Source organism: Micromonospora sp. NPDC048868, assembly GCF_043198195.1.
In the GTDB taxonomy this organism is placed as follows: domain Bacteria; phylum Actinomycetota; class Actinomycetes; order Mycobacteriales; family Micromonosporaceae; genus Micromonospora; species Micromonospora reichwaldensis.
In genome coordinates, this window is sequence record NZ_JBICUN010000007.1 from 274,108 (window position 1) to 299,948 (window position 25,841).

Annotated in this window: 26 protein-coding genes and 1 pseudogene; 11 read left to right on the plus strand and 16 right to left on the minus strand. The window is 75.5% G+C overall.

The window, feature by feature from the left end; genetic code table 11:
- Positions 1 to 50 precede the first annotated feature (50 nt).
- Genes ACGFNF_RS14390 through ACGFNF_RS14400 form a run of 3 tightly spaced genes read right to left on the minus strand, consistent with a single transcriptional unit; the run spans position 51 to position 2,703 of the window.
- Entirely contained in the window at positions 51 to 836 is a 786-nt protein-coding gene (locus tag ACGFNF_RS14390) for a phosphoadenylyl-sulfate reductase (protein ID WP_357580021.1), read from the minus strand.
- Positions 833 to 991, minus strand: coding sequence for a hypothetical protein (locus ACGFNF_RS14395; protein ID WP_357580020.1), 159 nt, complete (start codon positions 989 to 991; stop codon positions 833 to 835). The genes ACGFNF_RS14390 and ACGFNF_RS14395 overlap by 4 nt, the downstream gene beginning before the upstream one ends.
- Positions 988 to 2,703 carry a nitrite/sulfite reductase gene (locus tag ACGFNF_RS14400; RefSeq protein ID WP_393168109.1) on the minus strand — a complete coding sequence of 572 codons (1,716 nt, stop codon included), beginning with the start codon at positions 2,701 to 2,703 and terminating at the stop codon, positions 988 to 990. The genes ACGFNF_RS14395 and ACGFNF_RS14400 overlap by 4 nt, the downstream gene beginning before the upstream one ends.
- A gap of 566 nt (positions 2,704 to 3,269) precedes the next feature.
- On the opposite strand from ACGFNF_RS14400, the gene ACGFNF_RS14405 reads away from it, so the two are divergent.
- Entirely contained in the window at positions 3,270 to 4,694 is a 1,425-nt protein-coding gene (locus tag ACGFNF_RS14405) for a glycosyltransferase family 39 protein (RefSeq protein ID WP_393168188.1), read from the plus strand.
- A gap of 146 nt (positions 4,695 to 4,840) precedes the next feature.
- On the opposite strand, the gene ACGFNF_RS14410 is transcribed toward ACGFNF_RS14405, so the two are convergent.
- Entirely contained in the window at positions 4,841 to 6,457 is a 1,617-nt protein-coding gene (locus ACGFNF_RS14410) for a histidine kinase N-terminal domain-containing protein (RefSeq protein ID WP_393168111.1), read from the minus strand.
- Between the two features lie 25 nt (positions 6,458 to 6,482).
- A complete protein-coding gene (locus ACGFNF_RS14415) occupies positions 6,483 to 7,514 on the minus strand; it encodes an SIS domain-containing protein (protein WP_132231368.1) in 1,032 nt (343 codons plus the stop codon).
- A gap of 245 nt (positions 7,515 to 7,759) precedes the next feature.
- Between ACGFNF_RS14415 and ACGFNF_RS14420 the strand changes: the two genes are divergently transcribed.
- Positions 7,760 to 9,511 (plus strand): tetratricopeptide repeat protein, encoded by a 1,752-nt coding sequence (locus ACGFNF_RS14420; protein WP_393168191.1) that lies wholly within the window; start codon positions 7,760 to 7,762, stop codon positions 9,509 to 9,511.
- Positions 9,512 to 9,523: 12 nt separating this feature from the next.
- Here ACGFNF_RS14420 and ACGFNF_RS14425 read toward each other — a convergent pair whose 3' ends face one another.
- Together ACGFNF_RS14425 and ACGFNF_RS14430 are read right to left on the minus strand one after the other, a co-directional pair.
- Complete coding sequence (locus tag ACGFNF_RS14425; protein WP_393168113.1) at positions 9,524 to 10,033, minus strand: GNAT family N-acetyltransferase; 510 nt, start codon at positions 10,031 to 10,033, stop codon at positions 9,524 to 9,526.
- Complete coding sequence (locus ACGFNF_RS14430; protein ID WP_088973021.1) at positions 10,030 to 10,245, minus strand: biotin/lipoyl-binding carrier protein; 216 nt, start codon at positions 10,243 to 10,245, stop codon at positions 10,030 to 10,032. Before ACGFNF_RS14430 ends, ACGFNF_RS14425 begins: the two co-directional genes overlap by 4 nt.
- A 277-nt stretch (positions 10,246 to 10,522) precedes the next feature.
- Here ACGFNF_RS14430 and ACGFNF_RS14435 point away from each other — a divergent pair, with 277 nt between their 5' ends.
- On the plus strand, positions 10,523 to 10,597 hold the full coding sequence (locus tag ACGFNF_RS14435) for a 50S ribosomal protein bL37 (protein ID WP_369700219.1): 75 nt from the start codon (positions 10,523 to 10,525) through the stop codon (positions 10,595 to 10,597).
- A gap of 138 nt (positions 10,598 to 10,735) precedes the next feature.
- On the opposite strand, the gene rsrA is transcribed toward ACGFNF_RS14435, so the two are convergent.
- The 5 genes from rsrA to ACGFNF_RS14460 form a co-directional block, all read right to left on the minus strand.
- Positions 10,736 to 11,023, minus strand: a complete 288-nt coding sequence (rsrA, locus tag ACGFNF_RS14440) for a mycothiol system anti-sigma-R factor (RefSeq protein WP_132231099.1) — start codon at positions 11,021 to 11,023, stop codon at positions 10,736 to 10,738.
- A gap of 1 nt (position 11,024) precedes the next feature.
- The gene (locus ACGFNF_RS14445) at positions 11,025 to 11,864 is read right to left on the minus strand and encodes a sigma-70 family RNA polymerase sigma factor (protein WP_357579876.1); all 840 of its coding nucleotides are present in this window, start codon (positions 11,862 to 11,864) and stop codon (positions 11,025 to 11,027) included.
- 311 nt (positions 11,865 to 12,175) lie between these two features.
- Positions 12,176 to 12,790 (minus strand): alpha/beta family hydrolase, encoded by a 615-nt coding sequence (locus ACGFNF_RS14450; protein WP_393168116.1) that lies wholly within the window; start codon positions 12,788 to 12,790, stop codon positions 12,176 to 12,178.
- Between the two features lie 84 nt (positions 12,791 to 12,874).
- Positions 12,875 to 13,267 carry a WhiB family transcriptional regulator gene (locus tag ACGFNF_RS14455; protein WP_132231096.1) on the minus strand — a complete coding sequence of 131 codons (393 nt, stop codon included), beginning with the start codon at positions 13,265 to 13,267 and terminating at the stop codon, positions 12,875 to 12,877.
- 194 nt (positions 13,268 to 13,461) lie between these two features.
- On the minus strand, positions 13,462 to 14,172 hold the full coding sequence (locus ACGFNF_RS14460) for an SOS response-associated peptidase (protein WP_393168119.1): 711 nt from the start codon (positions 14,170 to 14,172) through the stop codon (positions 13,462 to 13,464).
- A 102-nt stretch (positions 14,173 to 14,274) separates the two neighbouring features.
- Between ACGFNF_RS14460 and aroA the strand changes: the two genes are divergently transcribed.
- From aroA to ACGFNF_RS14480, 4 genes and pseudogenes are all read left to right on the plus strand, one after another.
- Positions 14,275 to 15,576 carry a 3-phosphoshikimate 1-carboxyvinyltransferase gene (aroA, locus tag ACGFNF_RS14465; protein WP_393168121.1) on the plus strand — a complete coding sequence of 434 codons (1,302 nt, stop codon included), beginning with the start codon at positions 14,275 to 14,277 and terminating at the stop codon, positions 15,574 to 15,576.
- A 165-nt stretch (positions 15,577 to 15,741) separates the two neighbouring features.
- Positions 15,742 to 16,686 (plus strand): ribosome small subunit-dependent GTPase A, encoded by a 945-nt coding sequence (rsgA, locus tag ACGFNF_RS14470; protein WP_357579898.1) that lies wholly within the window; start codon positions 15,742 to 15,744, stop codon positions 16,684 to 16,686.
- A gap of 24 nt (positions 16,687 to 16,710) precedes the next feature.
- A complete protein-coding gene (gene hisN, locus ACGFNF_RS14475; RefSeq protein WP_393168123.1) occupies positions 16,711 to 17,529 on the plus strand; it encodes a histidinol-phosphatase in 819 nt (272 codons plus the stop codon).
- 59 nt (positions 17,530 to 17,588) lie between these two features.
- Positions 17,589 to 18,552 (plus strand): annotated as a pseudogene (locus ACGFNF_RS14480) (hypothetical protein).
- On the opposite strand, the gene ACGFNF_RS14485 reads toward ACGFNF_RS14480, so the two are convergent.
- Positions 18,507 to 19,709 (minus strand): glycosyltransferase, encoded by a 1,203-nt coding sequence (locus ACGFNF_RS14485; RefSeq protein ID WP_393168125.1) that lies wholly within the window; start codon positions 19,707 to 19,709, stop codon positions 18,507 to 18,509. The pseudogene ACGFNF_RS14480 and the gene ACGFNF_RS14485 overlap by 46 nt on opposite strands.
- A gap of 216 nt (positions 19,710 to 19,925) precedes the next feature.
- On the opposite strand from ACGFNF_RS14485, the gene ACGFNF_RS14490 reads away from it, so the two are divergent.
- The 3 genes from ACGFNF_RS14490 (at position 19,926) to ACGFNF_RS14500 (ending at position 22,417) form a co-directional block, all read left to right on the plus strand.
- Positions 19,926 to 20,924 carry an SDR family oxidoreductase gene (locus ACGFNF_RS14490; RefSeq protein ID WP_357579881.1) on the plus strand — a complete coding sequence of 333 codons (999 nt, stop codon included), beginning with the start codon at positions 19,926 to 19,928 and terminating at the stop codon, positions 20,922 to 20,924.
- A gap of 86 nt (positions 20,925 to 21,010) precedes the next feature.
- A complete protein-coding gene (locus tag ACGFNF_RS14495; protein WP_357579882.1) occupies positions 21,011 to 21,739 on the plus strand; it encodes an ATP-binding protein in 729 nt (242 codons plus the stop codon).
- A gap of 105 nt (positions 21,740 to 21,844) precedes the next feature.
- A complete protein-coding gene (locus ACGFNF_RS14500; RefSeq protein ID WP_357579883.1) occupies positions 21,845 to 22,417 on the plus strand; it encodes a DUF5709 domain-containing protein in 573 nt (190 codons plus the stop codon).
- A 52-nt stretch (positions 22,418 to 22,469) separates the two neighbouring features.
- On the opposite strand, the gene ACGFNF_RS14505 is transcribed toward ACGFNF_RS14500, so the two are convergent.
- Together ACGFNF_RS14505 and macS are read right to left on the minus strand one after the other, a co-directional pair.
- Positions 22,470 to 23,132, minus strand: coding sequence for a response regulator (locus ACGFNF_RS14505; RefSeq protein ID WP_393168193.1), 663 nt, complete (start codon positions 23,130 to 23,132; stop codon positions 22,470 to 22,472).
- A 14-nt stretch (positions 23,133 to 23,146) separates the two neighbouring features.
- Positions 23,147 to 24,277: a MacS family sensor histidine kinase gene (macS, locus tag ACGFNF_RS14510; RefSeq protein ID WP_393168128.1), complete on the minus strand. Its 1,131-nt coding sequence runs from the start codon at positions 24,275 to 24,277 to the stop codon at positions 23,147 to 23,149.
- Between the two features lie 120 nt (positions 24,278 to 24,397).
- Here macS and ACGFNF_RS14515 point away from each other — a divergent pair, with 120 nt between their 5' ends.
- Positions 24,398 to 24,865 (plus strand): ATP-binding protein, encoded by a 468-nt coding sequence (locus ACGFNF_RS14515; protein ID WP_393168130.1) that lies wholly within the window; start codon positions 24,398 to 24,400, stop codon positions 24,863 to 24,865.
- A 27-nt stretch (positions 24,866 to 24,892) separates the two neighbouring features.
- Here the strand turns inward: ACGFNF_RS14515 and ACGFNF_RS14520 are convergent, their stop codons facing one another.
- A complete protein-coding gene (locus tag ACGFNF_RS14520) occupies positions 24,893 to 25,831 on the minus strand; it encodes a ribose-phosphate pyrophosphokinase (RefSeq protein WP_357579886.1) in 939 nt (312 codons plus the stop codon).
- Between the last annotated feature and the right edge of the window lie 10 nt (positions 25,832 to 25,841).

Consider the following 25,841-nt stretch of genomic DNA (forward strand, 5'->3'; position numbering starts at 1 on the left):
AGAGCCCGGCCCGGGCGCCCCCGACGCCGGAGAGCCCGGGACCGGCCCGGTCAGACGTGCAGGCCGCACTCGGTCTTCTCGAACATCGCCCAGCGGCCGGCCCGGGGGTCCTCCCCCGCCTTCGTGCGGCGGGTGCAGGGCCAGCAGCCGATCGAGCCGTAGCCCTGCTTGAACAGCTCGTTGACCGGCACGTTCCAGCGGGCGACGTAGGCGTCCACGTCGGCCTGCCGCCAGGCCGCGATCGGGTTGACCTTGACCTTGCCCCGGCGCGCGTCGAAGGTCACCACCGGCGTGTTCGCCCTGGTCGGCGACTCGTCCCGGCGGAGCCCGGCGGCCCAGGCGTCGTAGCCGGCGAGCGCCCGCTCCAGCGGCTCCACCTTGCGCAGCTGGCAGCAGTCGTCCGGAGCCTTGTTGAACAGGCGCGGGCCGTACTGGCCGTCCTGCTGGCCCACGGTCAGGCGCGGCCGGATCGAGCGCACGTTCACCGGCAGCGTCCGGGCCACCTCGTCGCGGACCCGGAGCGTCTCCGGGAAGTGCAGTCCGGTGTCGAGGAAGACCACGTCCACCCCCGGGGCGACCCGGGAGACCAGGTGGGCCAGCACGGCGTCGGCCATCGAGCTGGTGACGCAGAACCGGGCGCCGAAGGTCTCGGCCGCCCAGCGCGCGATCTCCAGCGCCGGCGCGCCCTCCAGGTCCCGGCCGGCCGCCTCGGCCAGCGCGCGCAGCTCGTCGGGGTCGCGCCGGGCCGCGTCGGCCGGAGCCGGAGCGCCCAGGCCGACCAGGCCCAGGCCCGCCGCCGAGACGAGACCGGGCCGGTCGCCCGTGCCCCCGCTCACCGGGCCACCGACCGGCCGAGCAGGCCGGTGAACTTCACCGTGAACACCCGGGCGCACGCGTGGCACTCCCAGGCGCCGTGGCCGGCCTCACTCGGCCGCAGGTCCTCCTCGCCGCAGTACGGGCAGTACAACGGCGCGGAACGGGTCTCGCTCATCGGAGTTCCTCCTCGTCGACCCTGATCACCCAGTTGGCGAACGTCTCGCCCGTCTCCCGGCCCGCCAGGTAGCGCCGGGCCAGCCGCTCCACGTACGCCGGAAGCTCCTCGGCGGTGGTCTTCAGACCGCGCAGCTTGCGGCCGAACCCGGCCGTCTGTCCCTCGGCCATGCCGAGCCCGCCGCCGAGGTGGACCTGGAAGCCCTCCACCTGGCGGCCGTCCGGGCCGACGACGAGCTGGCCCTTGAGGCCGATGTCGGCGACCTGGGTGCGGGCGCAGGCGTTGGGGCAGCCGTTGAGGTGGATGGAGATGTCGGCGTCGAAGTCGCGCAGCCGCTCCTCCAGCCGGGCCACCAGTTCCTCGCCGCGCGCCTTGGTCTCGACGATGGCCAGCTTGCAGTACTCGATGCCGGTGCAGGCCATCGTGCCGCGCCGCCAGGCCGACGGCTGCGCCTCCAGGCCGATCCCGCGCAGGTCGCGCATTAGCGAGTCGGTCCGCTCCGGCGCCACGTCCAGCACCAGCAGCTTCTGGTACGGGGTGAGCCGCACCCGCCCGCTGCCGTGCGCCTCGACCACGTCGGCCAGGCGGGCGAGCTGCCCGCCGGATACCCGGCCCACCACCGGGGCAGCCCCGACGTAGTTGCGCCCGTCGCTCTGCGGGTGCACCCCGATGTGGTCCACCGGCCTGTCGGGCAGCTGCGGGGCCGGGCCGTCGAGCAGCGCCCGGCCCAGGTACTCCTTCTCCAGCACCTCGCGGAACTTCTCCACGCCCCAGTCGGCGACCAGGAACTTCAGTCGGGCGCGGTTGCGCAACCGGCGGTAGCCGTAGTCGCGGAAGATGCCGACCACGCCCGCCCAGACGTCCGGCACCTCATCCAGCGACACCCAGACGCCGAGCCGCTTGGCCAGCATCGGGTTCGTGGACAGGCCGCCGCCGACCCAGACGTCGAAGCCCGGCCCGTGGTCCGGGTGGTCCACCCCGAGGAAGGAGATGTCGTTCGCCTCGTACGGGGTGTCGACCAGCCAGGAGATGGAGGTCTTGAACTTGCGCGGCAGGTTGGAGTACGCCTTGTCGCCCACGTACCGGCGGACGATCTCGTCGACCGCCGGCGTCGGGTCGAGCAGTTCGTCGCGGGCCACCCCGGCGACCGGGCTGCCCAGCACCACCCGGGGGCAGTCGCCGCACGCCTCGGTGGTCTGCAGGCCGACCGACTCCAGGCGGCGCCAGATCTCCGGCATGTCCTCGACCCGGATCCAGTGGTACTGGATGTTCTGCCGGTCGGTGATGTCGGCGGTGTCCCGGGCGAACTCGCGGGAGATGTCCGCCACCACCCGCAGCTGCGCCAGGCTCAGCTCGCCCCCGTCCACCCGGACCCGGAGCATGAAGAACTCGTCCTCCAGCTCGTGCGGCTCCAGCACGGCCGTACGGCCGCCGTCGATGCCCGCCTTGCGCTGGGTGTAGAGGCCCCACCAGCGGAAGCGGCCACGGAGGTCCTGCGGATCGATCGAGGCGAACCCGTGGTGGGCGTAGATGTTCTCGATCCGGGCCCGTACGTTCAGCGGGTCGTCGTCCTTCTTGATCCGCTCGTTGGGGTTGAGCGGCTCGCGGTGACCGAGCGCCCACTGACCTTCACCTCGGGGCCGGCGGGGGGTCCGGGCCGGTCGGGGGGACGTCGGGTCCCCGGCCCGGGCCGGGATGCTGCTGACCGCCATGGCGGCGTCCTCCGTTGTCTGCGGTGCCTCGGGAACACGCAAGGCGCGCGGCCGACCCGTCGGAACGGGCTGGCGACAACGGTGTCGGAACAGCCGGCGCGCGGCGCGCCCGAGACAGAGTGATCGGGCGTCGTCAGTGGGCCGGACAGATCGCGCTGCGCACGCGGCCGTAGTCGACGTGGCGACGAGCCACGAAGCGGCGGACGACAGCGGCGGTCATGGAAGTCATGCTGCCACACCCGACGAGGGCCGGCCAACGACTGCGTGCGGGATCCCACATCACGGGCCACACCCCGACCACCGCCCCACCACGGTCGGTCAGGTGGAACGGGTGCAGCGTCTACGCGGCGAGACCGGGCCGGGGGCCGAGCTCTACCGGCAGACGCTGCGCCAGATCCTGCCCCATTTCGTGGCCGCGTGCGGGAAGCACGGGGTCACGGTCGAGGCCTGACGCCGCCGCCCGATCGGCGGATCGGCGCACCGGACGGCCGGACTGTGTGACGCTGCGGTATGTGACCGGTTCCGCTGACCCGCCCGGCGACCGCGTCCCGCCGGTGCGCGAGGCGGTGAGCGGGCCGGATCGCACGGGCCGGCTGATCTGGATCGGGCCGAGCCTGGCCACCCTCGCCGTGGTGCTGACCGGGATCGACCACGCGCAGCCGTGGCGCGACGAGCTGGCCACCTGGAGTGCGGCGAGCCGGTCCCCCGGGGACCTCGTCCGGCTCGCCGGCACCATCGACGCCGCCACCAGCCCCTACTACCTGTTCATGCACGCCTGGGTGGCCGTCTTCGGCGACTCGGTGACCGCGCTGCGGCTGCCCGCCGCACTGGCCATGGCCGCCACGGCCGGGCTGACCGCGCTCCTCGGGCAGCGCCTGCTCGGTGCCCGGGCCGGGCTGCTCGCCGGGCTGCTCCTCGCGGTGCTCCCGGGCACCTCGCGGTACGGCCAGGAGGCCCGCCCGTACGCGCTGGCCACCTTCCTGGCGGTGCTGGCGACCCTGCTGCTGGTCGAGGCGACGGCCCGACCCCGGTGGACGCGCTGGGCCGGGTACGCCGCCGCCGTCGCCGCGCTCGGGCTCACCCACCTGGTCGCGCTCACCCTGCTCGCCGCGCACGCGGTGGCGGTGCTCGCCACCCGCCGTACGGGGCCGCCGAACCGCCCGCTGCGCTGGGCGCTCGCCCTGCTGCCCACCGTGCTGCTGCTGACCCCGCTGGTGCTGCTCGGCAGGGAACAGCGCTCCCGGCAGCTCGGCTGGGTGGATGCCGTCCGCCCCGACGACCTGGCCGCGCTCGCGGGCGGGGTGGCGCAGAGCGGGGTGGTGGGCGGGGTCCTGGTGGGCCTCGCGGCGCTCGGCGCGGCACGCCTGGGCCGGCGCGCCCTGCTGCCCGGGCTCGCCGTGCTGCTGCCCGTGCTGCTGCTCTTCGCCGCGGGGCTGGTCGTACCGCTCTGGGTGCCCCGGTACCTCGTCTTCGTGGTGCCCTTCGCCTGCCTGCTCGCCGGCGCGGCGCTGGCGACGGTGCCGCTGCCGCCCGCGCTGGCCGTCGTCGCCCTGGCCGGGCTGCTCGGGCTGCCCGACCAGGCGGCGCTGCGGCGCACCCACGAGTGGCCGCGCAGCGCGACGGTGGACTACCGGGGCGCGGCCCGGATCGTCGCCGACGGTCAGCGGCCGGGGGACGCGGTCGTCTACTCCCCCCGGGAGAGCTGGCTCTTCCTCGACCTGGGCCTCGCGTACCACCTGGGCGACCGTCGGCCCCGCGACGTGCTGGTGACGCAGGACCAGGCCCGCCGGGGCGACCTGTGGGCCGCCGAGTGCGCCCGCCCGGCCGAGTGCCTGGCCGGCGCGGAACGGGTCTGGCTGGTCGTGGCCGGCCGCCGCGACGATCCGCTGGCCGCCGTCGCCGGCGCCAAGGGCGACGCGCTGCGCGCCGACTACACCGTCGAACGGGTCTGGCCGCGCCCGGGACTCACCGTCGCGCTGCTCACCCGCTGACCCACCCACCCCACCCCGCCCCGGCTCCGGCGACCGGCTTGATCGGTTGACGGGGAGCCGGGGTCGTGGGGCTTTCCGGGGCCGGTTTCCGATCAACTGATCATGGCCGCCCCGGCACCCCCGGCCCTCGCGCCGGTGCGTCCGGGTCAGCCGGCGGGACGGCCCTCGGGGGCGTCGCGCACCAGCGGGACGACGAGCGTCGCCTCGGTGCCGCCCTTCGCGCCGTCGCGCAGCTCGATGGTGCCGCGCAGCTCGCCGGTGACCAGCGCGCGGACGATCTGCAAGCCGAGGTTGCCGCTCCGCTCGGCGTCGAAGTCGGGCGGCAGCCCGCGCCCGTTGTCGGTGACCGAGACGTGCAGCATCTTGCGGAACCGGTGCGCCGACAGCACCACCTCCGGCTCGACCGGACCGGCCGCCTCCGCCACGGCCGTTCCCGGGGCGGGCGGCCCTGCCTCGGCCGGGGCGGGGGTTCCGGGACCGGTCGGGACGCCGGGCGTCTCGGCGGCCGGCGGGAAGCCGTGCTCGACGGCGTTGAGCAGCAGCTCGTTGAGCACCATCACCAGCGACGTGGCGACCTCGGCAGGCAGCACGCCGAAGCTGCCCTCGCGCCGCATGCCGACCGTGGCCTCCGTCGCGGCCACCTCCGTGGCGGCACTGGCCACCCGGTCGACGATGCCGTCGAACTCGACCGCCTCGTCGCTGGACATGGAGAGGGTCTCGTGCACCAGCGCGATGGAGGCGACCCGGCGTACCGACTCCTCCAGGGCCACCCGGGCCTCGGGCATGGACACCCGGCGGGCCTGGAGCCGCAGCAGCGCGGCGACGGTCTGGAGGTTGTTCTTCACCCGGTGGTGGATCTCCCGGATGGTGGCGTCCTTGGTGATCAGGGCGCGGTCGCGGCGGCGTACCTCGGTGATGTCGCGGACCAGCACCAGCGCGCCGATCGGCACCCCGGCGGGCATCAGCGGCAGCGCCCGGGTGAGCATCGTCGCGCCCCGCGCGTCGATCTCCCGGCGGGGCGGCGCCTCGCCGCGCAGCGCCGCGAGGATGCCGTTCGCCGCGTCGGTGCCCTCCAACGGGTCGTTCGCCAGCCGGCGGTGCAGCGCCGCCAGGTCCTCGCCCACCAGGTGGGAGGCGTAGCCCAGCCGCCGGTACGCCGACTGCGCGTTCGGGCTCGCGTAGGTGACCTTGCCGCCGGCGTCGAGCCGGACCAGCCCGTCGCCGACGCGCGGGGCCGACGTGGTCTCCCCGGGATGGCGCGGCGGCGGGAAGGTACCGTCGGCGATCATCTGGGCCAGGTCGTCGGCGGTGGTGAGGTAGTTCAGCTCCAGCTGGCTCGGGGTGCGCGCGGTGGAGAGGTTGGTGTCCCGCCCCACCACGGCGATCACCTCGCCGGCCTCGCCGTCGGTGGTGCGCAGCCGGACCGGGATCGCCTCGTGCCGGGCCGGCACGTCGCCGTACCAGACCGGGTCGCCCTCCCGCCAGATCCGGCCCTGCCGGTGGGCCACCTCCAGGTGGGCCACCTCGGGCCCGCCGACGATCCGCCCCACCTGGTCGTCCAGGTACGCGGTGGGCGCGGTCGTCGGCCGGACCTGGGCGACGCAGAGGAACGCGCCGTCACCGTCCACGGGCACCCAGAGCAGCAGGTCGGCGAAGGACAGATCGGAGAGCAACTGCCAGTCGCCGGCGATCCGGTGCAGATGGTCGATGTCGGCCGGGCGGAGGCGGGTGTGCTCCTCGGCGAGGTTGCGCAGCGTGGACACGTCGACCAGCGTGCCACGACGGGCGTCACATCGTCGCGGTGACCTTCTTCAGCCCGCGCGGCGCGTCCGGGTCCTCGCCCCGGGCGAGCGCCAGCGCCAGCGCCAGGCGCTGCAACGGCAGGATGTCCAGCAGCGGCGCGTAGCGCTCGTCGACCTCGGGGACGGCCATCCGGGTGGCGCCCTCGACGTCGGCGGAGCCGACCACCACCACGTCGGCGCGGCGCTCGCCGAGACGGGGCAGCACCTCGCCCATCGACCGGCCGCCCGGCCCGGAGCCGACCACGGCGAGCACCGGCACGTCCGGGTCGGTCATGGCGAGCGGGCCGTGCAGCAGGTCGGCGCCGGAGAACGCGAGCGCCGGCAGGTAGGAGGTCTCCATCAGCTTCAGCGCGGCCTCGCGGGCGGTCGGGTACGCGTACCCCCGGCCGGTGGTGACCAGCTGGCCGGCGAACCGGTAGCGGGGCGCGAGCTGGGTGGGGGTGGTGTCCTCCAGGGTGCGCGCGGCCAGCTCGGGCAGGGCGGCGAGCGCCTCGCGTTCGTCGGCGGGCAGCGCGCCGTCGCCGGCCCGGACGCCCTCGACGAGCATCAGCAGGGCGAGCAGCTCGGCGGTGTAGGTCTTGGTGGCGGCCACCGCGCGCTCGTGCCCGGCGGCGATGTCGACGCTGAGCTCGGCGACGCCGGCCAGCCGGGAGTCGGGCGCGTTGGTGACCGCGAGGGTCAGCGCGCCGGAGGCGCGGGCGGTCCGCAGCACCTCGGCGAGGTCGGGCGAGCCGCCGCTCTGGCTGACGCCGACGACCAGCGCGTCGGAGAGGTCCGGCTTCGCGCCGTAGAGGGTGACGACGCTGGGCGAGGCGAGGCCGGCGGGCAGGCCGAGCCGGATCTCGGTCAGGTACGCCCCGTAGAGGGCCGCGTGGTCGGAGGTGCCCCGGGCGGTGAAGACCACGTGCCGCGGCCGGCGTTCCGCGATGACCGCCGCCACCCGGGCGATCGCCCCGGCGTGCTCGGCGGAGAGCAGCCGCTCGTAGCCCGCTGGCTGCTCGTCGATGTCGGCCGCCATGCCGGCCCCTGCACGCGTCACGGAAACTCCTCCCACTGCGCGGTTGCCGCGCGTTTCCTGCTCAGTCTTGCACGTTTGAGCTGGCCTGAGCAATCGAACGAACAGTAGTGCGCAGATGATCACCATCTCGGCGCAACATCACCTAGGCTTGCCCGGCCCCACCGACCGACGAGCGAGAGGACGACGTGCCCGAGGACGACCGGTCGCTGTCCGCGGCGGAGGAACTTGCCCTGGCCCGCCTCGCCATGGACGACAACGACCTGGCACACGCGGCCGGTCACGTCGCCGCCGCGCTGGCCCAGGCCCCGACCCTGCCCGAGGTGCACGAGACCCTCGCCCGGCTCGCCGCCACCGACGGCGCGGGCGGCGTCGACCTCTTCCCGCTCCAGGGCCACGCCTTCGTCGGCGCCGTCGTGGCCCGCGCGCACCTGCTCGCCGCCGCCGGCCGGCCCGCCGAGGGGCTGGACCTGTTGGTCGCGGCGACCGGCCACGCCCCGGGGACGGACTGGGCCGGGGTGCCGTGGGTGACCACCCCGGAACTCGCCGAACGCCTCGAACCGGACCGGGCCGCCCGGATCCTCATGCAGGTCTGCGCCGCCGTGCCCGACCCGGTGCCCCGGGCCGGCCGGGCGGCCCTGGCCCCCTACCTGGCACTGGCCCGCAACGCGGTCACCGTCCACCCCGAGCACGGCCTGCTGCTGGGCGCGGCGTCCGCGCTGGCCAGGCGCGTCGGCGAGGTCGACCTGGCGATCCGCTGGGCCGCCCGGGGCGTACGCGCGGAGCCGTCGAAGATCGGCGAGGTGTGGCTCGGGTACGCGTACCGCAGCGCCGGGCGCACCCGGGAGGCGCTGGCGGCACTCGGCCGCGCCGTCGCGCACGACCCCGACGACCTCACCGTCTACGCCGACATCGCCGGCACGCTCGCCGACAACGGGCGGCTCGACGAGGCGCTCGACTGGATCGACCGGGCGCTGGCCCGGGACCCCTCCTTCGAGTGCGCCGTGCACACCGCGCACCGGCTGCGGCACCAGCGCGACGGCGACGTGGCGCACCTGGTCGCGCTCGCCGACTTCGTCCGGGACCATCCCGACGACACGCACGAGCACGGCGACCTGGCCGAGAGCTGCCGGAGCCGGCCGTGGCTCGGGCAGGTCACCCCGGCGACCGGGCCGGTATTGGACGCGCTGCGTCAGGCGGTCACCGACGAGCGCGTCGGCCTCGGCGCCGTACGGCTGGAGCAGCCCCCGCCGCCCAGCGCGCTGCGTGCCGCCGCGACGGCCGCGCCCGGGCTGCGGATCGAGGTGGCCGGCGTGCCCGACCCGGACCCGCGCGAGCCCCGGCGGGCGACCGCCCGGCAGCTCTGGCGGCCCGACGGGACGACTGTCGTGCCCGCCGTGCCGGCGCCCTCGCCGGAGGCGGCGGCGCGGCTGCGGCAGCTCGCCCACCCGGCGTGGCCGCACCCGCCGGCGGCGTACGACGCTGCGGTGGGCCTGGCCACCCTGGAACTGGACGACCTGCTCGGCCTGCTGGCGCACCCGCCGGAGGCGCCGCCGACCGCGCTGGGCCGGGTACTCGGGCAGGACCCCTCGCTCTGGGTGCGCTGCGTCCAGGTGTGGGCGTGCCTGGGCCTGCTGCACCACCGCACCGACGAGCCGTGGGCGGAGTCGACCCGGCGCCGGGTGCTGCTGGACCTGGTCTGGGGGGTCGAGGACTGGGTCACCGAGGCGGCCCTGTTCGCCCTGGTCACCGCCGCCTGGGTCGACCCGGACGTGCGCCCCGACGTGGCCCGGGTGGTGACCGAGCGGCTGGCCGACGTGGCAGCGGTCGCCCGGACCCGCCCGGTGCCGATCGCGCCGTCACTGGCGCACCTGGCCCTGGCCAGCCCGGCCCTGGATCCGGCGACGGCGGCCCTGGCCACCGCGCTGACGGCCACCGCCCCGGTCCCCCGGCCGCGTTCCCGCCTGCGCCGCCTCTGGGGGCTCCTCAGGCGCCGGTGAGCCGTCGTCGCCTCACGCGCCGGTCAGCTCCAGCCGCAGGCCGAGCAGGTGCACCCCGTCCACGGGCACCCAGTCCAGCTCGGGCACCCGCACGAATCCGCGCCGCCGGTAGAGCCGCTGGGCGGAGGCGGCGAAGCCGTCGCGGACGCAGATGACGACTGCGGAACAGCCCAGCTCGGTCGCCCGCGACACGCAGGCCTCGACCAGCGTCGCGCCGACGCCCCGCCCCTGCGCGGCCGGGTCCACCGCCAGCATCCGGAACTCCGCCTCACCCGCCCGGGACAGCTCGGCGTAACGGGTGCCGGGCAGGACGAGGGTCACCGAGCCGAGCAGCTCGCCGGTGGCGTCGTCGACGGCGACGAGCACCTCGCCGTCCCGGGCCCGGGACGCCACGTCGGCGAGTACGGCGGCGTAGCCGTGCTCGTTCTTCAGCTGGCCGTCCGCCTCGTACGCGGCCACCGTCAGCCGGGCCACCGCCGCGAAGTCGGCCGGCCCGGCCCGGCGTACCGAGAGGCCGGTCAATCGATCACCGCGATCAGGTCACCGTCCTGCACGACGTCGCCCTCGTTGACCGCGAGCTGCTTGACGACGCCGTCGGACTCGGCGACGACCGGGATCTCCATCTTCATCGACTCCAGGATCACCAGGGTGTCCCCCTCGGACACGGTGTCCCCGGCCGACGCGACGACCTTCCAGACGTTCGCCACCATCTCGGCGCGGATCTCCTCGGCCATCTTCGGGCCCTCCCTCTCGCGGTTGCCTGCCGACGTATCCAATCATGCGGGCGACCTCCGGCGGGCGTGGAGCGGCGCGGGCCGGGTCGATGATCGACTCAGGGGCGGTCCCCCGGCGGGTCGTGCGGCGTGGCGCGGCGTCGGCGGCCCCGGCGGACGACGGCGGGTGCCGGCCGCACTAGCATCAGCGGGTCGGACCCGGCGCCGGGAGGACCGGTGCGTGCACCGGCGCCGAGATCGTGCGCAGGCGGGATCCGACCATCACGAGGAGGTCACCATGGCGAAGAAGGCCCGCAAGAAGAAGGCCCGCAAGAAGAGCGGCGCGAACCACGGCAAGCGCCCCAACTCCTGACCGGCGGGCCGGGCCCCACGGCCCGGCGTCGACCAGTCGGCGCGGACGCCGGTGGCCCGGGTCGTCACGACCCGGGCCACCGGCGTTTGCTGTCTGCGGGGGCACCGACCTCGGTCGGCTGCCGCACCCGGCCCGACCTCAGTCGGCAAGCTCCTTCGACTCGGTGCCCTCGAAGACGACCAGCTCGGTGAGGCGCAGCCGCAGCCGCTCCCGCAGCTGGTCGGGCGCGGTCTCGTTGCCGCAGCAGCGGGCCACCAGCGCCCGCACCTCCTGCTCGATGCCGTACTCGCGCAGGCACGGGCCACACTCGTCGAGGTGGTGCCGGATCAGCGTGCGCCGCTCCTCGGCGCACTCCAGATCCAGGTAGAGGTAGACCTCCGCGATGACCTCGCGGCAATCCGTCTCGTGCGGATCTCCACAGCTCATGTCAGACCTCCCGGCCGGCGGAAGCGGTCGAGCCCTTCTTCGACGCCGCGGCGCTGAAGCCCCGCTCTGCGGCGTACTGTTCGAGCAGCTTGCGCAGATTACGCCGGCCCCGGTGCAGACGCGACATGACCGTGCCGATCGGCGTGCCCATGATGTCGGCGACCTCCTTGTAGGAGAAGCCCTCGACGTCGGTGAGGTAGACGGCCAGGCGGAACTCCTCCGGCAACTGCTGGAGGGCCTCCTTGACGTCGCTGTCCGGCAGCCGGTCCAGCGCCTCGGTCTCGGCCGAGCGCAGCCCGCTGGAGGTGTGCGACTCGGCCTCGGCGAGCTGCCAGTCGGTGATCTCGTCGGTCGGCGCCTGGATGGGCTGGCGCTGCCGCTTGCGGTAGGAGTTGATGTAGGTGTTGGTCAGGATCCGGTAGAGCCAGGCCTTCAGGTTCGTGCCCTGCTCGAACTGGTGGAAGGCGGCGTACGCCTTCAGGTAGGTCTCCTGGACCAGGTCCTCGGCATCCGCCGGGTTGCGGGTCATCCGCAGCCCGGCAGCGTAGAGCTGATCGACGAAGGGCATCGCGTCCCGCTCGAAGCGGGCCCTGCGCTCGTCCGTCTTCTCGGTGGTCAACCGCACATCCCCTCGCGTCGGATGCTGTCCCGCCGAGGATACGCGTACGGACGTGCCCGCAGATTCACTTCCGGCGGGTGTGCTCGTACTCACCGTGTGCGTGCTCACCGCGGCCGGGCCGACCGGCGGCACCACCGCGGGCCAGTCCGGGCCGCCCAGCAGCTGTCGCAACTGCCGCGCTCCCCGCTCGTCCCGTTCCCGGACCCGCGTCTCGGTCGGCACCGGTCTCCCCCCTCGCCAGAAATGTCGTCCCGGGGGGTGCAACGCCCCCGACGGGGCGAGGCATTCCGCTCACCTCCCCCGTTCCTGGTCCCGGCGCCGGCGGAGGCCGACGCTGGGACCAGGAAGGGCCTGGGAGGACCGGCGCCGCCCGCCCGAACCGGGCGTCCGGCGCCATCCGATGCAACGAACCGCTGCGGCAGGCGGACACGGCCCGCCGGAGCGCCCGGCGTCCGCCGCCGGAGCGCGCCCGCACCCCTGTCACGCGGGCGCCGGTCCCGGTCGCGTGGGCGGCGGGGACGGCGGGGTGGCGTTCAGCCTCGCGCCCAGCCCCGCCCGCGCAGCCAGTCGCGCACCACGGCGGCCGTGCCGGCCGGGTCCCCCCGCAGGTCGTGCCGCTCCCCCGGGCGGGTCACCACCTGCACCCCCGGCCCCGGCTCCGGCACCCCGAACGGGTCACGGTCGCCGTTGACCACGAGGGTCGGCAGGCCGGTCGCCAACTCCGCCGCCCGCGACCGCTCCGGGCGGCCGGGCGGATGCAGCGGGAACGCGAGCGCGACGACCCCGGCGGCGCCCACCGCGGGCGCGGTGCGGCACGCCACCCGCGCGCCGCTGGACCGGCCGCCCACCAGCAGCGGTACGCCGGAATGCCGCTGCCGCAGCACGGCGAGCACGGCGGTCCACGCCTCGTCGAGGTGCCCCGCCGGTGCCGGCGCACGCCGTCCGGCGACGCGGTACGGCTGGGTCACCCGGGCCACCACCAGCCCGGCGTCGACCGCCGCGTCCCGGAGCGCACGCAGGTCAGGGGCGTCGACGTCGCCGCCCGCGCCGTGCCCGAGCACCAGCAGGGCGCTCGGCGCACCCGCCGGCAGGTCGGTGTCGACCCGGGCGGGCCCGCGCGGGGTGGGTACGTCGTCGTCCTCGGGCATCGGCCCATTCTGCGGTGTCCGGGGCACGACGGGCAGCCGGCCCGCCGAGGTGGCGGGCCGGCTGCGGACCGGTTCAGTCGACGGTCAGCTCAGCGGCACCAGGGTGAGCAGCCGGTCCCGGACCGGCGGACCCGCCTCGCGGGCGGCGTCCGGATCCGGTTGCACCTCCTCGCGCCAGGCGACCAGCATCGCCCGCCGTTCGCGCGGTGTGGTGCCGCCCCAGACGCCGTGGCAGTCACCCACGTCAAGCGCCCAGGCCAGGCAGGATCCCTGCACGTCGCAGCTGCGGCAGAGCGCGACGGCCGCGTCGGCCGGCTCGTTCGGCGCCGGAAAGAACGTTTCCGGGTCGACGTTCTGGCAGGTTCCCCTGGTGCGCCACGCCTCGTCCTGTCGCCGCTCCCGCAACGCCCGCAACAGCCGCGGATCCCGTCGTGCGGTGGCCACCTCGTGCGGCCGGGGCATTCGTGCCCGTGTCATCCACCCACCTCCCCCGTGGGACCGGCAAGATCGGTGTGCGTCGTCCGCCCCGTGCGAGTCGCGCCCACTACCGGCGCTGTGTTGTATCGCACTTCCGGACACCGGGACAAGACTTCACGGCGAATATGGGTGAACGTCGGGGCGACGATTCGCCCGCAACTCTGGCAAATCACGCTCGACAATGTGTCGGACTGTCAGAAGAGCGTCATTTCATCCGGCGCGGCGGCCCGGGCGAGCGGCACCCTCTCGGTCAACTGCGGCCCGTCGTTACGCACGTCGCCCACCGCCGTGCCCACCGGGCGGATCTCCAGCGTCGCGAGCCAGTCGGGCGCGGGCGGCGCGAGCAGGCCCGCCGGCTCGTCGGTCGACGCCAGCCACGCCCCCCAGCGGTCGCGGGGCAGCAGCAGCGGCATCCGGTCGTGCACCTCGGCCAACTCGCCAAGCGCGGCGGTGGTGAGCACGCTGAACGTCAGCAACGGGCCGCCGGAGCCGTCCCAGAGCGACCAGATGCCGGCGAAGGCGAGCACCGAGCCGTCCGACGGGGTCATGTAGTAGGGCTGCTTGCGCCCGTCGGCCGCGCGGACCCACTCGTACCAGCCGTCGGCGGGGACGAGGCAGCGGCGGCGGGCGAAGGCCCCGGCGTACGCCCGGCTGGTGGCGACCGTCTCGGCGCGGGCGTTGATCATGCGGGCGGCGCCCGCGGGCGACCTGGACCAGGACGGGACCAGGCCCCAGCGGCCGACCGACAGCGCGCGGTGGCCCTCCGGGCTGACCCGCACCAGCGGCACCGGGTCGGTGGGCGCGACGTTGTGGTCGGGGCCGACCCCGCCGCCGGTCTCGTCCTGGGACTCGAACAGCGCGCTCAGGTCGCCCGCACTCCGGGTCGTCGCGTACCTACCGCACATGCCGCACACGCTAACCCGCCGCGCGCCGCCCGGCTGTCCCGCTGACCGGGAGGACACGTGCCGGCCGGCGCCACCCGCCGTCGGACGCGGCAGAATGTAACCGTGGGGAACCTGATCGCGACCCGGCCGCCGCAGCCGTGGACCGCTCCGACCGCCTCCGACCCGGTCGCGGCGACGCTGCGCCTGCCCGGGTCCAAGTCGATGACCGCGCGCGCCCTGGTGCTGAGCGCGCTGGCCGGCGGACCGTCGACCCTGGCCGGGCCGCTGCGTGCGCGGGACACCGAGCTGATGGCCGCCGGGCTGCGCGCGATGGGCGCGCACATGTCGATCAGCGACGACGAGCGCTGGCTGGTCCGCCCCCACCCGCTGGTCGGCCCCGCACACGTCGACGTCGGCCTGGCCGGCACCGTGATGCGCTTCGTCCCGCCCGTGGCGGGCCTGGCCGACGGGCGGATCACCTTCGACGGCGACCCGCAGGCCCGCACCCGGCCCCTTGGCCCGCTGATCGGGGCGCTGCGCTCCCTCGGCGCCCGCGTGGACGCCCCCGCCACCGGCAGCCTGCCGCTGACCGTGCTCGGCGCCGGGCGGGTGGCCGGCGGCGAGGTGGTGATCGACGCCTCCGCCTCCAGCCAGCTGGTCTCCGGGCTGCTGCTGGCCGCGCCGCGCTTCGACCGGGGCGTGGTGGTCCGGCACGTGGGCCCGCCGGTGCCCTCCGCGCCGCACCTGCGGATGACGGTGCAGATGCTCCGGGCCGCCGGCGCGGCGGTCGACGACGGCACCCCCGACGTGTGGGTGGTCGAGCCGGGCCCGCTGACGGGGCGCGGCTGGGAGATCGAGCCCGACCTCTCGGGCGCCGTGCCGTTCTTCGCCGCCGCCCTGGTCACCGGCGGCGAGGTGACCCTCCAGGGCTGGCCGCGCAGCAGCGCCCAGCCCGTCGAGCAGCTCCGCTCGCTGCTCCAGCGGATGGGCGGCGAGGTGACCCTCTCCACCGACGGGCTGACGGTCCGGGGCACCGGCACGGTGCACGGCATCGAGGCCGACCTCTCCGACGTCAGCGAGCTGACCCCGGCGCTCACCGCGCTGGCCATGCTCGCCGACTCGCCGTCGGTGTTCACCGGCGTCGGCCACATCCGCGGCCACGAGACCGACCGGCTGACCGCGCTGGCGCGGGAGTTCACCGCCCTCGGCGCCGACATCACCGAGTCCCCCGACGGGCTCGAGATCCGGCCCCGGCCGCTGCACGGCGGGGTGTTCGAGACCTACCACGACCACCGGATGGCGCACGCCGCCGCCGTGGCCGGCCTGGCCGTCCCCGGCATCGAGCTGAGCGACGTGGCGTGCACCTCGAAGACCATGCCCGAGTTTCCGGCACTATGGTCGGCGTTGGTGACCGGCAAGAGCTGACACGACGGGGGGCGGGTCCTGGCGACCAAACGGCGGGAGTACGACGAGGACGACGTCCGGGTGCGGCCCGGCAAGTCGTCGCGCCCGCGTACCCGCACCCGACCCCGGCACTCCGACGCGGTGGACGGCTTCGTGATCGCCGTCGACCGGGGCCGCTACACGTGCGTGCCGCCCGACGCCGCGCCGGACGCGCCCCTGGTCACCGCGATGCGGGCCCGGGAGCTGGGGCGCAAGTCGGTGGTGGTCGGCGACCGCGTCGGCCTGGTCGGGGACACCTCCGGCGCGGCCGGGGCGCTGGCCCGGATCGTCCGGATCGCCGAACGGACGTCGGTGCTGCGGCGCACCGCCGACGACGACGAGACCACCGCCGAGGGACGGCTGGAACGGGTGGTCGTCGCCAACGCCGACCAGCTGGTCATCGTGAGCGCGCTGGCCGACCCGCCGCCGCGCACCGGCTTCATCGACCGGTGCCTGGTGGCCGCGTACGACGCCGGCATCGAGCCGCTGCTCTGCCTCACCAAGGCCGACCTCGCCGGCCCCGAGGCGGTGCTCGACTACTACGCCGAGCTGGAGCTGCCGTACGTGCTGATCCGCCCGGACTCCGACCTCGACGCGCTGCGCGACCTGCTCGCCGGGCGGATCTCGGTCATGGTCGGGCACTCCGGGGTGGGCAAGTCGACGCTGGTCAACCGCCTCGTGCCGGACGCCGCCCGGGCGGTCGGCACAGTCAGCGCGATCGGCCGGGGCCGGCACACCTCCACGAGCGCGGTGGCGCTGCGACTGCCCCGGGACCCGACGCACGGCGGGAACGCCCCCGCCGGCTGGATCGTCGACACCCCGGGGGTACGCAGCTTCGGGCTCGCGCACGTCTCCGCCGACAGCCTGCTGCACGGCTTCCCCGACCTGGTCGAGGGGACGGTCGACTGCCCCGCCAACTGCCCGCACACGCCGGACGAGACCGCCTGCGGGCTGGACGCCTGGGTCGCCGCCGGCAAGGCCGACGCGCGGCGGCTGGCCTCGTACCGCCGGCTGCTGGCCTCCCGGTCCGGGGAGGGCGACGCGCGCGAACCCGACCAGCGGAACCCGGGCGACCCGCTCGCCGGGTCCTGACCCGGGCGTCGCTACCGTCTAGGCATGCCCGGGTACGCCGACGACCTCGCCCTCGCCCACCTGCTCGCCGACGCCGCCGACGCCGTCTCCACGGCCCGGTTCCGCGCGCTCGACCTGCGGGTCGAGGCGAAACCCGACCTGACCCCGGTCTCCGACGCGGACACCGCGGTGGAGCGGGAGATCCGGGCGCTGCTGGCCGTGCACCGGCCGGCCGACGGTCTGCTGGGCGAGGAGTACGGCGAGGAGCCCGCCAGCGGCCCGGACGGTCGCCGGTGGGTGGTCGACCCGATCGACGGCACGAAGAACTTCATCCGGGGCGTGCCCGTGTGGGCCACCCTGATCGCGCTGCTGGAGGGGGACCGCCCGGTCGCCGGGCTGGTCTCCGCGCCGGCCCTCGGCCGCCGCTGGTGGGGCGCGCTCGGCGAGGGCGCGTACGCGGGGCAGGACGCCGCCGGTGGCACGCCGATCCGGGTCTCCGCGGTACGGGACCTCGCCGACGCGAGCTTCTGCTACTCGTCGCTGACGGGGTGGGAGTCCGCCGGGCGGCTCGACGCGATGCTCCAGCTCATGCGGGACACCTGGCGCAGCCGGGCGTACGGCGACTTCTACGGCTACATGCTGCTGGCCGAGGGCGCGCTGGACGTGATGGTGGAGCCGGAGCTGTCGCTCTGGGACGTCGCCGCGCTCGTGCCGATCGTCACCGAGGCGGGCGGGACGTTCACCGACCTGGCCGGCCGGCCCGCCCCCTCCGGCGACGCCGGGACCGAGAGCAGCGCCGTGGCCAGCAACGGCGCGCTGCACGCCGACATCCTCGCCCGGCTGGGTCGGCCAACCGAGCACTGACCTCCGGCAGCCTCTATCCTCGCCAAGTGGTTTCCTCCGGTTGGTGCTTCCTCGCGGCCATGATCGTCGCGTACGGCGTCGCCAACCTGCTCCAGTCGGTGGCCGCCGCGCGCACCACCGTGCACCACTCCTTCGACCCGGGGCTGCTGCTGCGGCTGGCGGGGCACCGCACGTACCTGGTCGGGCTCGGCTGCCAGGTCGCCGGGTTCGTGCTGGCCCTGCTCGCCCGCCGGGACCTGCCGCTGTTCCTGGTGCAGTCCAGCGTCGCCGCCGGGCTCGGGGTCACCGCCCTGCTCGGCGTGCTGGTGCTGAAGTGGCGGCTGCCGGCCGCCGAGGTGGCCCTGCTGGTGCTGCTGTTCGCCGGGATCACCGCGCTGGTGCTCTCCGCCGAGCCCGCGCCGGCCAAGCCGCTCGGCACCGCCGGCCTGATCGCCCTGGCGGTGGCGCTCGGCGTGATCGCCGTGATCGGCTTCTTCGCCGTACGCCTGCACGGGGCGCCCGGCTCGGTGGCGCTCGGCGCGCTGGCCGGGCTGGCGTTCTCCGCCGCCGCGGTGGCCGCCCGGCCCCTCGCCTCCGCCCCGACGCCGGAGGCGTTCGTCCAGGATCCGCTGCTCTACCTGCTGATCGTCCACTCGGTCGTCGGCCAGCTGCTGCTCGGCCTGGCCATGCAACGCGGCTCGACCACGGCCGCCGTGGCGGCGATGGACGCCGCCGGGGCGGTGCCCGCCGCGATCGTCGGCCTGCTCCTGCTCAACGACAAGATCTGGCCCGGGCGGGAGTGGCTCGCCGCGGTCGGGTTCCTGGTCACCCTCGCGGCGGTCATCGGCCTCACCCGGTACGCCGAGCCCCAGCACCACCACGCGGTGGCCGGGGAACGGGACCGGCGCATGGTGGGCGTCGGAGCGCCCGGTCGCCCGCTCTGACCCGGGCCCGGGAGCGGCCGGCCCGGGTCGCCGCCTCGGACCGCCGGCCCTGGGTCAGGCCGCCTCGACCGGCTTGCGGCGGCTCACCACCCGCTCGTAGAGGCGCTCCAGCGCGCCCGCCGTCCGCTCCCAGGTGTAGCTGCACCGCACCCGGTCGACGGCGGCGTGCCCGTACGCGAACCGCCCGGCGTTGTCGGCGAGCAGCCGGCGCAGCGTCACGCCCAGCGCGCGGACGTCGCCCGGCGGCACCAACCGGCCGGTGACCTCGTCGACCACGGCGTCGGCGATCCCGCCCATCGAGTAGCCGACCACCGGCACCCCGCAGGCCATCGCCTCCAGCGACACCCGGCCGGCGGACGAGTAGTGCGGGGTGCAGGCGACCACGTCCGCCGAGCGGTACCAGGTGGCCATCTGCTCGTGCGGCACCGCGCCCACCAGCTTCACCTGGTCGGCCACCCCGCTGCGCTCGGCCAGCTCGCGCAGCCGCCGGGCCTCGGCGTGGTTGGCGAGCTGCCCGACGGGCGGGCCGCCGGCGATCACCAGCTCGGCGTCGCCGACGAGTCGCATGGCCCGGATCAGGTCCTCCTGGCCGTGCCCGGCCGAGAGCCCGCCTACGGAGAGGATCCGGGCCCGCTGGTCGCGGGGGGCGGCCTCGCCGTCGGGGTGGAACTGCGTGGTGTCGACGCCCGCCGGCACCATCGCCACGGAGGCGCGTTGCAACCCCATCCGGGTCAGCTCGTCGACCTCGTCGTTGCACTGGGCGACCGCGATGTCCACCGCCCGGGTCAGCGCCCGCTCCAGCGGGATCCGCTCCCCCGGCCCGTCGTACTGCCGGCCGAGGTGGCGCAGCTGCTCGACGCCGAGGGAGTGGAACGTCTGCACCACCGGGATGTCCGTCTCGCGGACCGCGTGCGCGGCGGCCAGCCCGCCGACCCAGTAGTGCCCGTGCACGACCTCGGGACGCCAGTCGCCCGTCCACCTCTCGGCCAGCCAGGCGCCGAACGCGGACACGTGCGGCACCAACTCGGCGGTGGGCAGCGGGGCGGCCGGGCCGACCGGCACCCGCTCCACCCGGTAGCCGTCGACCGCCGCCGTCTCCGGCAGGGCCGGGTCGTCGCGGCGTTCGTACACCCTGACGTCGTGGCCCCGCGCGGCGAGTTCGGCGGCGACCCGGGCGATGTGCTGGTGGGTGCCGACGGTCAGGCCGTCGGTGCCCCTGGACGGGCCGGCGTGCGCGCAGACGAGGCCGACGCGCATGGGTCACCTCCATGCGATCTTCTCAAGCGGTGGTCCTCGGTCAGAGGGTCCCATTAACCGAACCCCCGGGAGCCGAAACCTGGCAGATCGGGAAGAGCCCGGCGGGTGCTTGCGCGACGGCAACTGTTGCGGGTCGGGCGACACCCCGATCCGGGGCCGCGAGTATCCGACCGGCGCCGGCCGCATGACCCCTGCCGACGGGGGTACGGGCCAGGAATGCCTCTCACCCGCAGCCTCGCCGACGCCACCGTCGTGCTCACCGGCGCCTCCAGCGGCATCGGTACGGCCACCGCGTACGCCCTCGCCCGGCGTGGCACCGCCGTGGTGCTGGCCGCCCGCAGCGAAGTGGCCCTGGAGGAGGTCGCCGTGCGGTGCCGGGAGCTGGGCGGGCGGGCGCTGGCGGTGCCGACCGACGTGACCGACCCGGCTGCCGTCGAGCGGCTCGCCGCCCGCGCGGTCGCCGAGTTCGGCCGGATCGACGGCTGGATCAACAACGCCGCGGTCGGCGCGGTCGGGCTCTTCGACGAGATCCCCGTGGCGGAGTTCCGCCGGGTGCTGGAGGTCAACCTGCTGGGCGCCGCGTACGGCACCAGGGCCGCCCTGCCCCACCTGAGCGCGGCGGGTGGCGGGGTGCTGGTCAACAACGCCTCTGTGCTGGCCGAGGTGGCGATGCCCTACCAGTCGGCGTACAACGCCACGAAGCACGGCATCCGCGGGCTGGCCGACACGGTCCGCCAGGAGATGCGGGTCACCGGGCGGGGCAACATCTCCATCTGCACGGTGCTGCCGGCCACCATCGACACCCCGTTCTTCCGGCACGCCGCCAACCACAGCGGCCGGGAGCTGGTGCCGCCGCCCCCGGTCTACCCGCCGGAGGTGGTGGCCGAGACGATCGTCCGGCTGCTGCGCCGCCCGAGGCGCGAGGCGTACGCCGGCGGCGCCGCCCGGCTGATCGGCCTCCAGTGGCGGCTCGCCCCGGCGTTCGCCGAGCGGGTCCTCGGCTGGTACGCGCACCGCACCCAGTTCGGGCCCGCCCCACGGCCGGAGAGCACCGGCAACGTCTTCCACGCCGACGCGGCGGCGCGGCGCGAGGGCGGCTGGCACGGCCGGCGGCGGCACCTGGTGCGGATGACCGCCGCCTTCGGGCTGGCCGCGGCGGGGACGGCCGTCGGGACGGTGGCCGCGATGACCCGCCGCGCGGGAACGAAACGCTGATGCCGGGGGCCGAGCGGTCGGGTGCGCGGTCCGGGCGGACGGTGCACGGTGCGCTGCCCGGCCCGCAGGGCGGGACGGAGCCGATCATGTCCACCGACGCGGGCTGCCGGGTGGAGGCGGACGAGGCGTCCGGCGTGCTCCGGCTGACCGGGACACTCGACCGGTCCGGCGTCGACGTGGTGCGCGACGGCCTGCTCGCCCAGTTCTGTTGCCGACCCGGCCCGGTCCTCGCCGACCTCACCGCCCTGCGGGTGGCCGACCCGGCCGCCCGGGACGTCTTCGCCGAGGTGTGCCGGGAGGTACGCGACTGGCCCGCCGCCGACCTGCTGCTCTGCGATCCGACCGGCGCCGTCGAGGGGGTGCCCGCCTGGCCGACCCTGGCCGGGGCGCTGGCCGGGCTGGCCGCCGCGCCGCTGGCCGCGGTGGTCGAGACCGACCTTCCCCCCGCCGTCGGGGCGGCCCGGCAGGCCCGGCAGCTCGTGACGGAGGGCTGCGGACGCTGGGGCCTGCCCGAGCTGATCGAGCCGGCCGGCATCGCGGTCACCGAGATGGTGAACAACGTGGTCGCCCACGCGCACACGCCGATGACGGTCCGCCTGGCACCCCGGGGCAGCGCGCTGCACCTGGCGGTACGCGACCACTCGCCGCGCCAGCCGGCGTTCACCGGGCAGGCGCCGCTGGACACCGCGGGCGGGCGCGGCCTGCTGCTGATCGACACCGTCACCCGCAGCTGGGGCAGCAGCCGGGTGCCGGACGGCAAGGTCGTCTGGTGCGTGCTGCACGCCGACGACGAGAGCACCGCCCACCTCGGCTGACCGCCGCCCCGATTCCTGCCCCGGCGTCCCCCGACGTGCCCCTTCCGCCCGGATGGCCACGGGCGGCACCGGTTATGCCGGGAGGGCAGTGGGTAGTGATCAGCCATGCGCGACGACGAGTACCCGACCCCCGTGTCCGACCCCGAGGCGGAGGGCCTGCCCGACACCGCCGACGACGACTCGACCGCCAACGACGACGTCCTGACCGGGCGCGAGGCGGACGGTCCGGAGCCCGCCCAGCTGCCGGGCGACCGGACGCCGGTGGCGGTGGACCGGTACGGGAACACCGCCGAGGAGCAGCTCGACGGCGAGTCGCTGGACTACAAGCTCGACCGGGAGCAGCACGAACGCCCGGCCGACGACCCGCTCGCCGGCCCCGTCGACCCGGACATCGCCGCCGAGGCCGACAGCGAGGAGGCGGCGGCGCAGGCGCAGCTCGACGCGGACGTCATGGATCCCGGCCCCACCTCCGACCCGGACTCGCCGGTGTCCCTCTACGACCACGGCAAGCTGGGCAGCGTCAGCGACAGCCAGGTCGGCCGGCTCGTCGAACCGGACGAGGGGGCGCACACCGACCAGGAGACCGACTCGGTGGCGTACGACGCCGGTTCGGCCGGCGGCGGCGCGAGCGCCGAGGAGCTGGCCATCCACGAGACGCGTCCGCCGCACTCGGTCTGAACCGGCCCGGGGGCCGTCGGGGAACCCTTCGGGGGCGGTTCCCCGGCGGCCCTCAGTCGTCGAGGCCCCGTTCGATCGCGTACCGGGTCAGCTCGACCCGGTTGTGCAGTTGGAGCTTGCCGAGCGTGTTCTGCACGTGGTTCTGCACCGTGCGGTGGGCCAGCCCGAGCCGCTCGGCGATCTGCTTGTAGGACATCCCCTTGGCGACCAGGCGCAGCACCTCGGTCTCCCGGTCGGTGAGCCGGGGTGCCGGGCCGGCACCCCCGGCGTCGCGGCCGGCGGCCTGTCCGGCGCCGTCCGGGTCGGCCGCGAGCCGGCGGTACTCGCCGAGGACCAGCCCGGCCAGGCCGGGCGTGAAGACCGGCTCCCCCGCCGCCGTCCGGCGCACCGCCTCCAGGAACTCCGCCGGGGCGGCCGACTTGACCAGGTAGCCGGTGGCGCCCGCCTTCACCGCGTCGAGCACGCTCTGCTGCTCGCCGCTGGCCGAGAGCATCAGCACCCGCACCTCCGGCAGCACCGCGCGTAGCCCGCGGACCACCTCCACCCCCGAGACGTCCGGCAGTTGCAGGTCGAGGATCACCACGTCCGGCCGGGCGGCGGCGGCCACCCGCAGCGCCTGCCGGCCCTCCCCGCTGGCGGCGACGACGACGTGGCCGGCCTCGGTGAGGTCCCGGGCCACCCCCTCCCGCCACATCGGGTGGTCGTCGACCACCATCACCCGTACGCCTGTCACGGTTGTCCCTCCCTCGGAACGGTCAGTTCCAGCTCGGTGCCGGCGCCCGGCGCGGAGGTGATCCGCACCGTGCCGCCGAGGTCGGCGAGGCGGCCCCGGATCGACCGGGCGACGCCGAGCCGGCCCTCGGCGGCGGCCTCCTCCAGCCGGCCGGCCGGAAACCCCGGCCCCTCGTCGCGGATCGACACGGTCACCGTCGTCCCCTCGTCCTCGACGAGCACCCAGGCCCGCCCGTCGGTGTGCCGGGCCACGTTGTCGAGGGCGGCGGCGGTCGCGGCGGCAAGTTCGTGGGCGGCCCGCCCGGGCAGGGGCACCGGGGTGGCCGGCGCGGACAGCGAGACCGTCGCCGAGGCGTACCGGCCGAGCAGCCCACGCAGGTCCACCGGCCCGCCGTGGGCGGTGGGCGCGACCGGCGTGGCGCCGCCGATCAGGGCGCGCAGCGCGGCCTCCTGTTCCCCGGCGAGCCGGGCCAGCTCCCCTGCCTCGCCGTCCAGGTGGGCGCCGCGCCGCTGCACCAGCGCCAGCACCTGGAGCACGCCGTCGTGGATGTCCCGGGCCAGCCGCTCCCGCTCCCGGGTGGCGGCCTCCAGCTCCACCGCCCGGTGCAGCCGCTCCTCGGCGGTCACCGCCAGCCGGGCGACGTGTCCGACCACCACGCCGGCGAGCAGCAGCAAGATCGTCCCGGTGAGCGACGACTGGCCGATCCGTTCGCGGGTGGCGAGGTCCACCGCGCCGAGCGCCAGCGCGGCGACCGTGCCCCGGCGCCGGCCGCCGGAGACCGCCCAGGCCAGCACCGGTCCGGCCAGCCAGGCCACGGTGAGGCTGGGCGCGCCGGCGGCGAGCGCCGTCCGTCCGATCACCCACGGGGTGGCCAGCATGATGCCGACGACGACCCCCAGGTCCGCCAGGAGCAGCGGCCAGCCTCGGCGGGCCGGCTGGGCGTAGCCGACGGCGGTCACGCCGGTCCAGGCCGCCATCAGCAGGACCAGGCCGCCGGCCGCGAACGGGTGGGCGTACCGGTCGGCGTCCCGGAGCGCCACCACGCAGACGTACGCCAGCGAGGCCACCCGGAACACGGCGATGGCCCGCCAGAGCGGGACCTCGAAACCACCGGACGGCGTCGACACGCCCGTCACGATGCCACAGCCGTCGGGACGGTCCCGTGGGCCGTCGGGTGCGCCCGGAGGAACCCTGACGTACGGTGGAAATGCCGCGAAACATCCACGATCCGCTGTCGGGACGGGGCCATGACGAATGCGGAACCCGGAGCACAGCGTACGGTTGTGCCCATCGAACCTTCCCTTCTCATCGCCGAGGCCTTCGACCAGGCCCAGGTGACCGAGCTGCGCCACTCGGTCACCTCCTGCGCGCACGCGGCCGGCCTCGGCGGGCAGCGGCTGGACGACTTCGTGCTGGCGGTCAACGAGTTGATCACCAACGCGGTCCGGCACGGCGGCGGCCAGGGCTGGCTGCGGCTGTGGCGGCAGTCGGGCCAGCTGTTCTGCGAGGTCTCCGACCACGGGCAGGGAATCAGCACGCAGCGGCTGGGCGACCGGAGCCGCCCCGCCGCCGACACCGCCGGCGGGTGGGGCCTCTGGCTGGCCCGGGAGCTGAGCGACAGCATGGACGTGGAGACCGGCGCGCGCGGCACGACGGTCCGCATCAGCACCGCCGTCGCGGCCCCCCAGCACACCGGCCGCCACCGCCGGGACTGACCCCGGCGGGACCTGCGTCCCGGGCGGTCAGGCGAAGAGGGCGCTCACCGATTCGCCGTTGTGGATCCGGCGCATCGCCTCGGCCAGCGCCGGCGCCACGGACAGGATCTCCAGCTTCGGCACCCGCTTGTCGGCGGGGATCGGCACCGTGTTGGTGCAGACGATCTCCAGCACGCCCTCCTGCTCACTGAGCCGCTGCAACGCGCCGCTGGAGAAGAGGCCGTGGGTGCAGGCCAGCCGGATCGAGCGGACCCTGAGCTCGCGCAGGTGCTCCATCAGCTCGATCACCGTGCTGCCCTTGGCGATCTCGTCGTCCAGCACGATCACGTCCCGGTCGGTCACGTCGCCGATCACCGCGCTGATCTTGACCCGGTCGTCGCTGAACCGCTGCTTCGCCCCGGCGGCCACCGGGGTGCCGAGCCGCCGCGCGAACGCCGCCGCCTCCTTGGCGTTGCCGAGGTCCGGCGAGACCACCACCGTGTTGCTCAGATCGTAGCGGGTGAAGTGGTCGGCCAGCTCGCGCAGCGCGTGCAGGTGGTCGACCGGCACGCTGAAGAAGCCGTGCACCTGGGGCGAGTGCAGGGTCATCGCCAGCACCCGGTCCGCGCCCGCCGAGGTGAGCAGGTCGGCGACGAGCCGCCCGCCGATCGAGATGCGCGGCGCGTCCTTCTTGTCGGACCGCGCGTACGCGTAGTGCGGCAGCACCACGGTGATCCGGCCGGCCGAGGCGCCCCGGGCCGCGTCGATCATGAGCAGCAGCTCGACCAGGTTCTCCTGCACGGGCGGCACCAACGGCTGGATCAGGAAGACGTCCCGCTCCCGGCAGTTGGCCTGCAACTGCACTTCCAGGCAGTCGTTGGCGAACCGGGAGACCCGCACCGGGTGCAGCGGCACATCCAGGTGGGCACAGATCTCGGCGGCGAGTTCGGGGTGGGCGGTACCACTGAAGACGGCGATGTCACGCACGTCCGCACAT

Excerpts from the sequence above, each read along its gene's own strand:
- ACGFNF_RS14450 (WP_393168116.1), bottom strand. The coding sequence starts at position 12,790 with ATGCCCGAGGACGACGACGTACCCACCCCGCGCGGGCCCGCCCGGGTC.
- ACGFNF_RS14415 (WP_132231368.1), bottom strand. The coding sequence starts at position 7,514 with ATGGCGGCCGACATCGACGAGCAGCCAGCGGGCTACGAGCGGCTGCTC.
- ACGFNF_RS14515 (WP_393168130.1), top strand. The coding sequence starts at position 24,398 with ATGACGAATGCGGAACCCGGAGCACAGCGTACGGTTGTGCCCATCGAA.
- ACGFNF_RS14400 (WP_393168109.1), bottom strand. The coding sequence starts at position 2,703 with ATGGCGGTCAGCAGCATCCCGGCCCGGGCCGGGGACCCGACGTCCCCC.
- ACGFNF_RS14495 (WP_357579882.1), top strand. The coding sequence starts at position 21,011 with ATGTCCACCGACGCGGGCTGCCGGGTGGAGGCGGACGAGGCGTCCGGC.
- ACGFNF_RS14420 (WP_393168191.1), top strand. The coding sequence starts at position 7,760 with ATGGACGACAACGACCTGGCACACGCGGCCGGTCACGTCGCCGCCGCG.
- ACGFNF_RS14490 (WP_357579881.1), top strand. The coding sequence starts at position 19,926 with ATGCCTCTCACCCGCAGCCTCGCCGACGCCACCGTCGTGCTCACCGGC.
- ACGFNF_RS14485 (WP_393168125.1), bottom strand. The coding sequence starts at position 19,709 with ATGCGCGTCGGCCTCGTCTGCGCGCACGCCGGCCCGTCCAGGGGCACC.
- ACGFNF_RS14460 (WP_393168119.1), bottom strand. The coding sequence starts at position 14,172 with ATGTGCGGTAGGTACGCGACGACCCGGAGTGCGGGCGACCTGAGCGCG.
- hisN (WP_393168123.1), top strand. The coding sequence starts at position 16,711 with ATGCCCGGGTACGCCGACGACCTCGCCCTCGCCCACCTGCTCGCCGAC.
- rsrA (WP_132231099.1), bottom strand. The coding sequence starts at position 11,023 with ATGAGCTGTGGAGATCCGCACGAGACGGATTGCCGCGAGGTCATCGCG.
- ACGFNF_RS14395 (WP_357580020.1), bottom strand. The coding sequence starts at position 991 with ATGAGCGAGACCCGTTCCGCGCCGTTGTACTGCCCGTACTGCGGCGAG.
- ACGFNF_RS14505 (WP_393168193.1), bottom strand. The coding sequence starts at position 23,132 with ATGGTGGTCGACGACCACCCGATGTGGCGGGAGGGGGTGGCCCGGGAC.
- ACGFNF_RS14500 (WP_357579883.1), top strand. The coding sequence starts at position 21,845 with ATGCGCGACGACGAGTACCCGACCCCCGTGTCCGACCCCGAGGCGGAG.
- ACGFNF_RS14430 (WP_088973021.1), bottom strand. The coding sequence starts at position 10,245 with ATGGCCGAGGAGATCCGCGCCGAGATGGTGGCGAACGTCTGGAAGGTC.
- ACGFNF_RS14455 (WP_132231096.1), bottom strand. The coding sequence starts at position 13,267 with ATGACACGGGCACGAATGCCCCGGCCGCACGAGGTGGCCACCGCACGA.